Here is a 13290-nt window from a genome sequence, read left to right as displayed (position 1 = left end):
AAGAATTTATTGTTATCCAATTGACTTTGTTCGTAATCTTAGCGCATTCGCGATGACCGAAACCGAGCTGAAGCTCATGGCCAGGGCGGCAATCATGGGCGATAGCAGTATCCCGAAAAATGGGAACAGTACGCCTGCGGCAATGGGGATGCCAAGCGTATTGTATATCAGGGCAAAGAATAGGTTCTGCTTTATATTTTTCATCACTGCGTCGCTCAGGTTCCTCGCTTTTACGATGCCGTGCAAATCTCCTTTTACCAAGGTGATCATTGCGCTTTCAATGGCAACATCCGTTCCCGTGCCCATGGCGATGCCCACGTCGCTTTTTGCCAAGGCCGGGGCATCGTTGATGCCGTCGCCGGCCATGGCCACGATGTGGCCTTGCCCTTGTAATTTCTTGACCTCTTCGAGTTTGTTCTCGGGGAGCATACCGGCCTTGAAATCGCCGAGGTCTAGTTCGCCGGCCACCGCTTGCGCCGTGTCGTGGTTGTCGCCGGTCAGCATGATCACATTTATACCCTTGTCCTGCAGTTCCCTGATGGCCTTGGCACTAGATTTCTTGATCTTATCGCCTATCACTACATAACCGGCCACCTCGCCATCCACGGATAGAAAGGAAACTGTTTTTCCCTGTTTTTGAAAGGCTTGTGCTTCTTTCTCCATATCCGAGGAAATGTCTGGCTTGGCATAGGCCATCATTTTGGCATTTCCCAGGGCCAACTTTTTCCCATCTACTTTTCCTTCGACCCCTTTTCCGGTAACCGCACTAAAATCTACCACTTTTAAGATTTCGGCTTTTTGTTCTTTTCCATATTTGACGGTCGCTTCGGCCAGTGGATGTTCGCTAGAACTGTTTAGGGAAGCGATAAGCTGCGTAATATCCCTTTCAGAAAAGGAATCCGTGAACGAACCCATTTTTTCTACCGTAGGTTTTCCTTCGGTAATGGTTCCCGTCTTATCGACGATCAAGGTATCTACCTTGTCCATTTTCTCTAGGGCTTCTGCATTTTTTATCAGTACGCCATTCTGGGCGCCCTTGCCAACGCCCACCATGATTGACATTGGCGTCGCCAGCCCTAGCGCACAGGGACAGGCGATGATCAATACGGCAATAGCATTTACAAGTGCGTAGACGTAGACCGGTTCCGGCCCCCAAATGGCCCAGACCACAAAGGTGATCACGGCAATAAGAACCACGAGAGGCACAAAATAGCCGGAGACCGTATCGGCCAGCTTTTGGATAGGTGCACGGCTGCGGCTGGCCTCGTTTACCATATGTATGATTTGGGAAAGTAGCGTATCGCTTCCTACTTTTTCCGCTTGCATCAAGAACGACTGGTTGCCGTTAATCGTTCCACTGTTCACTTTATCGTCTTCGGATTTGTCAACGGGAATAGGCTCGCCCGAGATCATCGATTCATCTACGGTGGTATGTCCTTCGGTTATCACGCCATCCACAGGAATTTTATCGCCAGGTTTTACGCGAAGGATATCTCCCTTTTGGATTTGGTCGATGGAAACCTCCTCTTCATTTCCATCAACGACACGTACCGCTTTGTTGGGTGCCAATTTCAATAGTTCCTTTACTGCCGAGTTTGTTTTACTGTGCGCCCTTGCTTCTAGAACCTGGCCCATCAAAACTAAGGTGAGAATTACCGTTGCCGCCTCGAAATAAACGTGTACCGCACCGGATCCGGTCTTGAACTGCTCTGGAAAAAAATCAGGGAACAACATCCCGAACACACTGAACGTCCAGGCCACCCCGGCACCGATACCGATTAGGGTGAACATGTTCAGGTTCCACGTTTTAATGCTGCGGTAGGCCCGTTCAAAGAACATCCAAGTTGCATAGAATACCACTGGAATAGATAAACCGAACTGTATCCAGTTCCACCATTTTTGTTCCATGATTTCATACAATGGATTGTTGGGTATCATCTCGCTCATGGCAATCAAGAAAACCGGCAATGTAAAACCTAGCGCTATCCAGAACTTTTTCAATAGTTTTTTATAGGTCTTCTCTTCCGCGGAAAGGTCTGGCTCCAGTGGCACCAAATCCATTCCACAAATGGGACAAGAGCCAGATTCATCCTTTATGATTTCGGGATGCATAGGGCAGGTCCATTGCTCGGATGATGTTTCGGAAAGGTTTTGTTCTTCCACGAGACCCATGCCGCATACGGGGCAGTCACCGGGTTTGTCATAGGTCTTGTCGCCCTCGCAGTGCATGGGGCAGTAGAAAGTGCCGGTTCCTTTGCCTTTTGGCCTGGCTTCCTCTTTTGATTCGGAGGTATGGCTATGACTACCAGGTGTATGTATCGTGTAGCTTCCGCCATCCTGTTTTAGAGCATCTTGAAACTTATCGATGGGAATATGGGAATCCATTTCGATGGTGGCTTCCTCCTTTTCCAAATTCACGGAAGTCTGAGTCACGCCTTCCACCTTGGAAAGTGTTTGTTCTACGTGGTTACGACAACCATTGCAGGTCATCCCTTGTATGTGATAGGTGTGTTTCATGGTTTACTATATTAAAAATTTCACTATCAATCCTCCTGCAAGCCAGATGTAACAGACAAACGCGATATATTTTAAAACACGTTCCAACAGTGGACTTTTTGGCGCCATCTCGCTCATACCGTGTTCTACATCCTTCTTTTTAAAAAATCCTAGATAGACCAAATATCCTGAAATCACTAGGAAGGACATGTTCAAATAGAACGTGTAGTCTATCTTGAAGAATTCGCTATCCTTAATCTTGACCTGAGATGGATCGGGTAAAATTGCGAGCAGGTCAAATCCGTAGTGCAGGGTCAATGCCGTTCCGATCAACGCCGTAAACAATAGGAACAAAATAAAAAGGGACATTTTCCACCCATAATATTTGGCATTGATCCGCAATACCGGAAAAACTACCAAATCGCTAAAAATAAACGCCATCACGCCAGCGAAACTCACTCCCTTGCCAAACAACAGAGCAGCTAACGGAATATTCCCCATAGAACCTATAAACGTTAAGAAAGCCGCGACAGGTCCCACCAAAATATGCTCTAAAATCTCGAAAAAGGTAAAATCTGTATTGCCCTGACCGCTGTTGATAAAAAGGGTCTCAAAAAACGAATCGGGCACAAAGACCGCAACGATACCGGCAATGGTAAAGCCGACGGTGACGTCTTTCCAGACCATTTGCCATTCCATTTTATACTTTTTGGCGACCCTTGCCCAACTGTTCTCTTTTTGAATCTGTTTCTTCCAGTCTTGGGAGTCGTCCATCTCGTCATCATCTTCGCTTTCCAAATTTTTTCGGGCATTTTCGATCAGTTTTTTAGGATTGATGATACGTATCAGCAGCCAACATATCAAAATCAGAAGAACGCCTCCCACATATTCACCCACTACGAATTGCCATCCCAAGAATATAGAGATGATAATCCCCAGTTCAATGACCAGATTTGTCGATGCCAACAAGAAAGCGATGGAGGAAACAAAACTTGCCCCTTTTTTAAAGATGGATTTTGTGCCCGCCAATGCCGCAAAGCTGCACGAGCTGCTTATAAAACCGAAAAATGTACCCAAGAGCATGCTCTTCCCTTCATTTTCGCCCATGGCTTTCTGCATCCGTTTTTCGGTCACAAAAATCTGTATCATACTGCTTATGATGTAGCCTAGGACAAACGCCCATAGTGCCATCCAGAAAAATCCCGTTGTAGTATAGGCAGCTTCGCCCCATTGTTTTAGAAAGTCGTTCATCTTTTAGATTTGTAGTACAAGGTTTTATTTCAGATCTTTTAGATATTCCCTAGCTCCAGCGTCCCATTAATTAATTTCTTGCTGAATTTTACCGCAATCCACCATTTTACTCCCGTAATACGGATTCTTGACCTCGTTGCTCGCACTTAACCACGTGCTTCCGTTTTCGTACATAGGGCAGAACTGCTCGTAAAGCTTTTTGTCCGTTCCGATGATGGCCACCATATCGGTAACGTCTGTGCTCAGCGTCTTAAGATGCTCACGCTGATGTTCCATCGGGCTCTCCGAAATATGTTCGGCCTGTTCCTTGGCATCGACAATAATATCCTTGAGTTGTGTTTGCTCGGAACTTGAATAGGCGGACACATCAAAGTTGTCCAATGCGGCAACTAGTTTGCCGCCTGCTTCGGCAGCCTCGTCGGTATTGTCGGCCACAAGGGCATTTTTGATGGAGAGATATCCATCTAGGATAGCCGTTGTTCTTGAATCTCGTGCATCATTGTTTGCCGGATTCCCCATATCGTTTCTATCTTCATGATGCATTTCGTTGCCCATCGGCACAGCCGCAACTTTTTTGGTACCGTCCTTACAGGAAATGCAAATTAGAGCCGTTAATACGATCGCGCTGGTATATATTACTGTTTTAACTGTTGTCATCGTTATCTGATTTTTAAGGTTACTAATTTCTTCAAGTTTTAAAATCTAACGGAAAGGCCCCCACCGGCTCCAAAACGGTTGTCATAGCTTCCCATGAGGGAAAAATTCCTTCCCAGCACATACTCCAGTCCCACTTGCCAAGTGGATTCACTCTCAAAATCGGTACCAGCCTCCAAATCATTGACCCAACCGAAATCCATTTGGTATTCATATTGTCCAAAAACCCCCAGTCGAGGTAAAACCATAAACCCTGTACTTAAACGTACTTGCGGTCGTAATTTACTATCTATTCTAAAGTCCGAATTTATGAGTAGTGGCATTAACCAACGTACTCCCGCAATCGCGGTGGTGTTTATTTCTTCAAGACTGTTTTTTATACCGTTCTCAACATTTACACCTCCAAACACCCTGAAATAGTCATTGAGATAACGTTCATAACTGAATTCGGCTTCCAGATTTTTGTTCCAGCCATATTCCCCCATAAGGGTAAACTGATTTCTGATGTTTGTGGCAGTGGCGTACAGTTCTGTCATGTGACTGGCAGCGGTCAACTCGCCCCAAGTGAACATGTGGTCTGCCTCATTTGTCAGATTGGTTAGTGGATAGCCTTTCAATCTTTCATCTCTTGGGGTTTCAGAGTAGCTGAATACTCTTGCCATTCCGGCATTCATATGATAGAGCACGTGGCAATGGAAAAACCAGTCCCCATATTCCTTCGCATCGAATTCGATGACCACCTTCTGCATCGGTGCCACATTCACGGTGTGCTTCAAGGGAGAGTATTCACCATTTTCGTTCAACACCCTGAAGAAGTGGCCATGCAAATGCATCGGGTGGTGCATCATCGTCAAGTTATTGAGTGTGATGCGTACCACTTCACCTTGATTGATTTTTATCTTATCTGTTTCGGATAGGGGCACCCCGTTGATCGACCAGACGTAGCGGTTCATATTTCCGGTAAGGTTGAATAGCATCTGCTTCACGGGTTTGTCATTGTCAAAAACAGTCTTTTCGGGCGAACGCAGGTAGTTGTAGTTGAATTCTGGGTTACCGCCCGTCTTCATATTGTCACCTACAACCTTGTCTTTGGGAACCATATAACCCATTTTCATACCATCATCCATTTTCCTCGTATCATCCATCATCATATTGGCCTTTCCCTTTTTCATATTCATCTCAGATTTCGACATCTTCATCTTTCCCTCCTTCATATTCATTTTGGAGCGGTCCATCTTAGTGTGCGCCATTTTGGTGGAATCCATTTTTTTCATCCCGTCCATCTTCATCTTATCGTCTTTCATATTCATTTTGGAATGGTCCATCTTATCGTGGTTCATTTTGGTGGAATCCATTTTCATCCCGTCCATCTCCATCTTGCCCCCCTTCATATTCATTTTATGGCCGCCCATCTGCATTCCGCCCATGTCCATCTTATATTTTTTCATTACCTGAATGGAATCGTTTTTCGAAGGATTGAATTTTGAGGCCGGAGCGCCCATTTTCATTCCCATGGACATCATTTGCTTCATGCTTTTTATCAAATCCGGTTCAGCGACCATAGGGGCTTTTAGGGTTTCGCCTTTGCCGACATAGGCCGATGCCTCTCCGGAACCGTCCTGAGCGGTCGCAAGGATTTGAAGTTTTCCGCTTTGTGGGATCGTTACGATATAATCGTAGGTTTCCGCCACCCCGATTAAGGTCTTATTATGTTCTACGGGAACAACGTCAATACCGTCGGCCGATATTAGCAAGGGGTCTTCGCCGCCGAAAGTCAACCAATAGTAGGTTGCTGCGGAAGCATTCACAAAGCGTAAACGTACTTTTTCTCCTGGCTCAAAATCAGGATAATTCTGTTCGGCCTTTCCGTTGATGAAGAATTTATCGTAATAGTTATCGGAAATGGCCATATCCGGCATTCGCTGCCAAGCCATTTTTAGCTTTGCGCCTACCGCATTTTTCTTGATGAGTTTATCAAGGCTCTGTACCTGACCTTTTTTTATCAAGTACCACTCGTTGCCACGTTTCAAGTTTTTTAATTGGGATCGTGGCTTTTCGTCCATCCAGTCCGATACCACTAGTACCAAATCTTTATCATATTCCAAATCGGTTTCTTTGGGATTGATTTGAATGGAACCATAAACGCCCCGTTGTTCCTGTAATCCCGTATGCGAATGATACCAATACGTGCCGGATTGTTTTATGGCAAACTTGTACTGTAATGTTTTGCCTGGCCGGATCGGCGGAGTGCTCAGATAGGGAACACCGTCATAAAAATTCGGCAATATCATCCCATGCCAATGTACCGACGTTTCCACGTCCATTTTATTGGTCACATTGATGATAGCAAATTCGCCTTCTTCAAATTGCAGATTAGGGCCGGGAATGCCTCCATTTATGGTCATGGCTTTTACATCCTTGCCAGTGAAATTGACCGTCCCATAGTCTATGGTCAGATTATAAACGTGTTCCGGCCAGTTGTCCTTATTTTCTTCATAGGTATTGGATATTTGTGCCTTTAAACTAGAAACGCAGAATCCTGAAATCAAAAGTATAAGTAGTATTCTCATTTATAATTGTTTAAGAAGCCCTTTCCTTACGGAAAGGGTGGTATTCAATTTTACCAAGTATTCAATTATGCCAGGTTTTCTGCACAGGCATCAGCACATTTTCTACAGGCATCCGCACAATCTTTACACTGTTGATGGTCATGCTTGCCGCATTCATCGGCACATTTTTTACAGACACTATGGCAATATTCTACCATACCTTTTGCCTCTTCATAATTTGCGGCAAGCAATTTAGCAGTCGTGCTGCATACTTCTGCGCAAGCCCTATCGGTTCTGATACAATCAACCATAATCTTGATGTCTTCGGTATCTAAACAGGCATCCGCACAATAATTACAATGTGCAACGCAGTTGTTCAAGGCTTCAATTAATTTTCAATTTTTCATATTATATAGAGTTTTAATTCATAATTTGATTAAAGATACCACTGAAATACAGTCATTTGTATCATAATTATGGCTGTTATCTACATAATTTGGTCTAAAGAGTTCCTAAAGTTCTTTTGTTGCGATTTATAGGCTGATAAACTCATTCCCGTCTCGCTTTTAAATTGTCGGCTAAGGTGGTTTACATTGCTGTAATCAAGCAATTGCCCCATTTCCGTAAAATTGATTTCTTTCGCCTGGATCAGTTCCTTTACCTTTTCGGTTTTCAGTTTGATAAAATACCTTTCGATGGTTATGCCCTCGGTAAACGAGAAAACCTTGCTGATTTTTGAATATTCGACTCCCAAAGTATTGGCCAAGTGCGTGGATAGTTTCGTTTTGATTTGCAGCGGCAATTCTTTCAAGGTCTTGATAAGTTCTATCTTAATCTGCTCCGTAAGTTTTTCATCGGCACGATCGATTAGAGAGAAGCCATTTTTTTCGAGCAATGTTTCCAATTTTTCGATTTCCCCATCGCCCTCAATATCCAAGCGCACGCGACCCAGTTCGATTTGCTTTAAGACGATGTTATTATGGTGCAACTCATCCTTTAAAACCTTAATGCATCTATCGCACACCATATTTTTTATAAAGAAATCCTGTATCATACTCAATTTATCAAGTAGTTGATAATGGCCGATTGCGCAAAATACTCTTGCACCGACTCGATTTGCTCTGTTTGGAATTTTAACTGTAGCTCTTGAATGTCAAGCACTTCGTTAAAATCGATGGTTCCCGTTTCGTAGTTTGTCGTAAGGATTTCTTCGGCATCCCTAGCTTGTTCGAGATTTTTAGTCTGTGTATCGAAACTGATACGCGCTTGATTTCTTTGGGATATCGCTCGGGAGAATTTGCTTTGCAATACGTTTAGCCGCTCGTTTTTCTGGGCTTCCAATTCCTTTTGACGCAGTTCATTTTGTTTGGATAGGGATGAATAGACTTTGTTGAAGATAGGGATGGAAAGGGTGACCATGGGCATGATAATGTCCTTCCCGTTATCGGTAAGCATCATATCGGTACGCTCCGCTACGGGCACATAATCAAGGCCGACCCCGACGCTCGGCGCACGTTCTTTTTGGTTCAGTAATTCGGATTGTACGACCGATTCGAACAGCCGATCATATCTGAGCAATTCCGGATTTTCGGAAATGGAATCATAGCTATATTCTAAATCGGCATCCGGAATCTCTAGCTCGGTGACCACCTGTACAAGATGGTCATACTGCCGGTCTAGCTTACTGTTAAGGCCGGCTAGAATACCTTTCGCCTGTTGAAACAGCATCTCTTTTTGCTGCTGCAGCTCGTTCTGCCGGATCTGTAGCCGAAGTACATCGACTGCGGAGGCTTTACCGACTTCTACGGAGGTCAGTGCCAAGCGCTCGTAGGTTTTTAGCAGTTGGATATTTTCGTCAAGCACCTTTTGCTTTGCCCCGATGGCGTAGAATTGATAATACAACTGGGCAACCTCCAATGCCAGCTTTCGTTTGGCAATGACGATTTCGACATATTCCGCTTCGGCCATGGAACTGGCGTAGTTTTCCCTTGCCGTTATCGTGCCAAACCACGGTAGCATTTGGGAGACTGAAAATTTTGCGCGTTGTGCACCGGTTCGGGTTTCGGGCTCGCTAACAAAATAGCCCGCGCTTATTGTGGTATTGGGTAATGTATTGACCTCGTTTACCTTTTCTTGGGCAATCTCGTGGCGCAACTCGTAGGCTTGAATATCAGGATTATGGGCCTCTGCTTCCTGAATATAGGATTGCAGGCTCTGCGCATGCGCACTGAAAATACCAAGACCGAATGCGCCAATAAGCGACAGGAACAATACACAGGCGTTCAAGTGAGCTTTTGCACTTCGACAGCTTTTATCTTGGGACTGCCCGGCTACTGGGCCAAGAATGAAGATGGGAAAGACCATGGCGTTCAGGACGTCTTTTGTGAATCGGCCACGTTCAAAATAAAGCGCGGTGGAAACACCTAAAAGTTCGATGATGACAGCTCTATTTTTCATTTGTTCGCTCTTTTTAATTGAAATTCCTTTTTCCAGCTATATAATACGGGGACGATAAAATAAGAGGTAATGTCGATAATCATTCCCCCAAAAATGGGGATGGCCATCGGAATCATGATATCGCTTCCCTTACCAGTCGAGGTCAGTATCGGTAAAAGGGCCAGAATTGTAGTGACGGTAGTCATCAAGCAGGGTCTGATCCGTTTGCCGGCGGCTTCCAACGTGGCGGCCCGAACTCCCGTTTGGTCCGTCGGACTTTCGCGGTCGAAAGTCTGTGTTAGATAGGTGGCCATGATCACGCCATCATCGGTCGCAATACCAAAAAGGGCGATAAAACCGACCCAGACCGCTACACTCAGGTTGATGGTCCTCATATGAAAAAGCTCCCGAAGGTTTTCGCCAAAAAAGCTGAAATTAAAAAACCAATCCTGACCGTAGAGCCATATCATGATAAACCCGCCCGCAAAGGCCACAGCAATTCCAGTGAACACCATTAAGGAGGTGGCTACCGAACGGAACTGGAAATAGAGGATCAGAAAAATGATAATGAGGGCCAAAGGCACGACGACGGATAGTGTTTTTTCCGCCCGAAGCTGGTTCTCGTACGTACCCGTGAATTTATAGCTGATGCCTTTGGGCACTATCAATTGCCCGTTGTCGATTTTTTGCTGGATCAGGGTTTGGGCATTTTCCACTACGTTGACTTCGGCAAACCCGTCGAGTTTGTCGAACAAGACATAGCCCACTAAAAAAGTGTCCTCGCTCTTAATGACCTGAGGGCCTTGCTCGTATCGGATATCCACCAGCTCCCCCAAAGGAACGGGACTTCCTTTTTCTACCGGAACGTAAATGGTTGCAAGGTCGGTCGGATTTGCCCGAAGTTCCCGGGGATAGCGCACTCGGATGGCATACCGTTCGCGGCCTTCCACGGTTTGGGTAAGGGGCATCCCGCCGATGGCCACCTGTAATATTTCCTGCACATCCATGATAGAGATGCCGTATCGGGCCAGTTGGTCGCGCTTGATGTCGATCAGCAAATAGGGCTTCCCTACAATTCGATCCGCAAAAACAGCCTGTGGTTTGACTCCTTCGGCCTGTTTTAGGAGGGTTTCCAGTTGAAGTCCGAAGGCTTCGATTTTCCTTAGATCCTGACCTTTAACCTTGATGCCCATCGGCGCGCGCATTCCCGTTTGCAACATGACCAACCGGGTTTCTATGGGTTGTAGTTTGGGGGCTGAGGTCACTCCGGGGAATTGTGTAGCGGCGGTGATGGCGTTCCAGATATCATCGGGGGATTGGATTTCCGGCCGCCAGTTTCTGAAGTATTCGCCGTTGTCGTCCGGGATCAGGTCTTGCCGTGTCACGTTGATTGCAGTCGAGATGCTTCCCTTGTTACCCGCAATCGAATCGCTCGACGATTCTTTGGATGACACGCTCGAACTGACATCAATATTCTTGTTATGAAATATTTTACCATCCTTTAAAACAAAAAGTCCATCGTCATTTACCTTGTAGCGTTGACGTTCGCCTTTCTCGTTGCGCATGTATTCCGACTTATACTGGATCATGTTTTCGTACATGGAGAGCGGTGCGGGGTCCAGCGCGGATTCCGTCCTCCCTGCCTTTCCCACAACGGTTTCTATTTCCGGGATACTGGCCACTGCCATATCGAGCTGTTGTAGTACCCGTTTGTTTTCCTCGACCCCGGCGTGTGGTAAAGAAGTGGGCATCAAAAGAAATGAACCTTCATTGAGCGCAGGCATAAACTCCTTGCCCGTGTTTCTCATAATGATGATTCCCAAGGTCAGAACGGTAGCCGGAATAATCAGGAAAAGCACTTTATTCTGCAATGCCCAGCTTAAGATACGCGAGTAGTACGTTCTAAAAAGGGAGAACACGCCCAGCAATCCAAAACAGATGATCGAAACGAATATCAGATTCATTATGATGCTTCGATCGAAACCGAGCGGGCGCCAGTAGTCGGCCAATAAGAAAATAAGGGCTATAGCTGAGATAAAAATGTTAACAAGGTTCTGGGAAAGTGAAAAATGAAAAGTGAAAAGTGAAAAATTTTCTTGTTTTTCATTCTTTTTTATAAACCAAACTCCATTTAGTCCAAACGCCAATAGCACGAGACCAAGCCAACCCACAGAAAAAATAGTAGCTACGCCCAATACGACTAAAATACCGTTCAATACGTATTTTGAACGCTCTCGAATGTTGCTTTTTTTGAAAAGGAACGCGGCAAATGGAGGTATCAGGAAAAGTGCAATGACCAATGATGCCGATAGCGCCATGGTCTTTGTAAATGCTAATGGCCGAAATAGTTTGCCTTCGGCGCCGACCATCGTAAACACGGGAATAAAACTGATAATCGTGGTGAGTACGGCGGTAAGGATGGCCCCGGAAACCTCGGCGGTTGCATTATAGATGATTTCGTTCGTGGTATATTCAATGCCGTTTTCCCGATAGCGCAATTTTTTATCCTCCAAGTGCCGTATCATATTTTCGGCGAGGATTACGCCCACATCCACCATAGTGCCAATGGCAATGGCAATACCGGATAGGGCTACGATATTGGCATCTACATCAAATAGTTTCATCGTAATGAATACCATCAGGACCGCTACGGGAAGCAAGCCCGAAATAAGGATGGATGCCCGAAGATTGAACACCATTACAATAATGACCAAAATAGTAATCAAGATTTCAAGGGTCAGGGCCTCGTTGAGCGTTCCCAAAGTTTCCTGAATGAGTTCGGTACGGTCGTAAAAGGGAACGATGGTCACTTGTGAGGTACGGCCATCGGCCAATTCTTTTGAAGGTAATCCGGCACTTAGTTCGTTGATCTGCGCTTTGACATTGTTGATGACTTCTAAGGGATTGGCGCCATATCGGGCTACCACCACGCCGCCTACGACCTCGGCACCTTCCTTATCGAGAATGCCACGTCGGGCGGCGGGTCCCAAATGAACATTGCCCACATCTTTGATACGGATAGATGTAAAATTTTCGGAGGTGACGACCGCATTTTCGATATCCGCGATCGACTTCACATAGCCCAGGCCGCGGACAAGATACTCGGCCTGGTTCATTTCCAAGGTCTGCGCGCCTATATCTTGATTGCTCTGTTTTACGGCGCTTACGATATCGATCAACCCGATATTGTACTGCCGCATTTTTTCGGGATCGACATCCACTTGATATTCCTGAACATATCCCCCGATCGAGGCGACTTCCGAAACCCCACTGGCAGATGACAATCCATATTTGACATAGTAATCCTGAATACTGCGGAGTTCCTGCAGATCCCATCCCCCTGTCACATTTCCCTCTTCATCACGGCCTTCCAAAGTGTACCAAAAAATCTGCCCCAGACCTGTTGCATCCGGACCCAAGGCAGGGTTCACGCCTTCCGGCAATAATCCGCTTTGTAACGAATTCAGTTTTTCAAGGATACGGCTGCGTGACCAATAGAATTCCACATCTTCCTCAAAAATGATATAGATGCTCGAAAACCCGAACATCGAAGAACTTCGGATGGTCTTCACACCCGAAATTCCCAATAAAGAAGTGGTCAACGGATAGGTGATCTGGTCTTCAATGTCTTGCGGGGAACGACCTTCCCACTTGGTAAAAACAATTTGTTGGTTCTCACCAATATCCGGAATGGCATCAACGGCAACGGGGTCGGAAGGCAAGATACCGGTATCCCAATTGAAAGGCGCATTGACGACACCCCAGCCCACGAACAGGACCAGCATAAGTACCGCGACCAATTTGTTCTCTATGAGGAATTTTATGCTTTTGTTTAGCATTTTAAAGCGTTTAGATGTGCTAATTGGCAGGCTGCCTATGACTTGTCAGGTCTGTAGGAGGCCAT

General features: G+C 45.7%; 8 protein-coding genes. All 8 read right to left on the bottom strand.

Annotated features, from left to right (window positions below; all coding sequences use genetic code 11):
* Nucleotides 1–12: 12 nt before the first annotated feature.
* The 8 genes from BLT07_RS07175 to BLT07_RS07140 all read right to left on the bottom strand — a co-directional run bounded on the left by BLT07_RS07175 (nt 13) and on the right by BLT07_RS07140 (nt 13225).
* Entirely contained in the window at nt 13–2517 is a 2505-nt protein-coding gene (locus BLT07_RS07175; protein WP_091867200.1) for a heavy metal translocating P-type ATPase, read from the bottom strand.
* Between the two features lie 6 nt (nt 2518–2523).
* A complete protein-coding gene (locus BLT07_RS07170; RefSeq protein WP_091867198.1) occupies nt 2524–3747 on the bottom strand; it encodes a permease in 1224 nt (407 codons plus the stop codon).
* Between the two features lie 66 nt (nt 3748–3813).
* Nucleotides 3814–4404, bottom strand: a complete 591-nt coding sequence (locus tag BLT07_RS07165; RefSeq protein WP_091867196.1) for a DUF3347 domain-containing protein — start codon at nt 4402–4404, stop codon at nt 3814–3816.
* 38 nt (nt 4405–4442) lie between these two features.
* Nucleotides 4443–6971 carry a multicopper oxidase domain-containing protein gene (locus BLT07_RS07160; RefSeq protein WP_091867194.1) on the bottom strand — a complete coding sequence of 843 codons (2529 nt, stop codon included), beginning with the start codon at nt 6969–6971 and terminating at the stop codon, nt 4443–4445.
* Nucleotides 6972–7036: 65 nt separating this feature from the next.
* Entirely contained in the window at nt 7037–7330 is a 294-nt protein-coding gene (locus BLT07_RS07155; RefSeq protein ID WP_317040746.1) for a four-helix bundle copper-binding protein, read from the bottom strand.
* A gap of 107 nt (nt 7331–7437) precedes the next feature.
* The gene (locus BLT07_RS07150; RefSeq protein WP_091867192.1) at nt 7438–8004 is read right to left on the bottom strand and encodes a helix-turn-helix domain-containing protein; all 567 of its coding nucleotides are present in this window, start codon (nt 8002–8004) and stop codon (nt 7438–7440) included.
* Nucleotides 8005–8006: 2 nt separating this feature from the next.
* On the bottom strand, nt 8007–9407 hold the full coding sequence (locus BLT07_RS07145) for a TolC family protein (protein ID WP_245726466.1): 1401 nt from the start codon (nt 9405–9407) through the stop codon (nt 8007–8009).
* On the bottom strand, nt 9404–13225 hold the full coding sequence (locus tag BLT07_RS07140) for an efflux RND transporter permease subunit (RefSeq protein ID WP_091867190.1): 3822 nt from the start codon (nt 13223–13225) through the stop codon (nt 9404–9406). Before BLT07_RS07140 ends, BLT07_RS07145 begins: the two co-directional genes overlap by 4 nt.
* Nucleotides 13226–13290 lie beyond the last annotated feature (65 nt).

The organism is Pricia antarctica, assembly GCF_900101815.1.
Lineage (GTDB): Bacteria > Bacteroidota > Bacteroidia > Flavobacteriales > Flavobacteriaceae > Pricia > Pricia antarctica.
This window is presented reverse-complemented; position numbering and strand designations above follow the sequence as displayed.

What these genes read in the sequence shown, in the direction of transcription:
- BLT07_RS07175 (WP_091867200.1), bottom strand. Translation starts at nt 2,517, where the DNA reads ATGAAACACACCTATCACATACAAGGGATGACCTGCAATGGTTGTCGT.
- BLT07_RS07170 (WP_091867198.1), bottom strand. Translation starts at nt 3,747, where the DNA reads ATGAACGACTTTCTAAAACAATGGGGCGAAGCTGCCTATACTACAACG.
- BLT07_RS07165 (WP_091867196.1), bottom strand. Translation starts at nt 4,404, where the DNA reads ATGACAACAGTTAAAACAGTAATATATACCAGCGCGATCGTATTAACG.
- BLT07_RS07160 (WP_091867194.1), bottom strand. Translation starts at nt 6,971, where the DNA reads ATGAGAATACTACTTATACTTTTGATTTCAGGATTCTGCGTTTCTAGT.
- BLT07_RS07150 (WP_091867192.1), bottom strand. Translation starts at nt 8,004, where the DNA reads ATGATACAGGATTTCTTTATAAAAAATATGGTGTGCGATAGATGCATT.
- BLT07_RS07145 (WP_245726466.1), bottom strand. Translation starts at nt 9,407, where the DNA reads ATGAAAAATAGAGCTGTCATCATCGAACTTTTAGGTGTTTCCACCGCG.
- BLT07_RS07140 (WP_091867190.1), bottom strand. Translation starts at nt 13,225, where the DNA reads ATGCTAAACAAAAGCATAAAATTCCTCATAGAGAACAAATTGGTCGCG.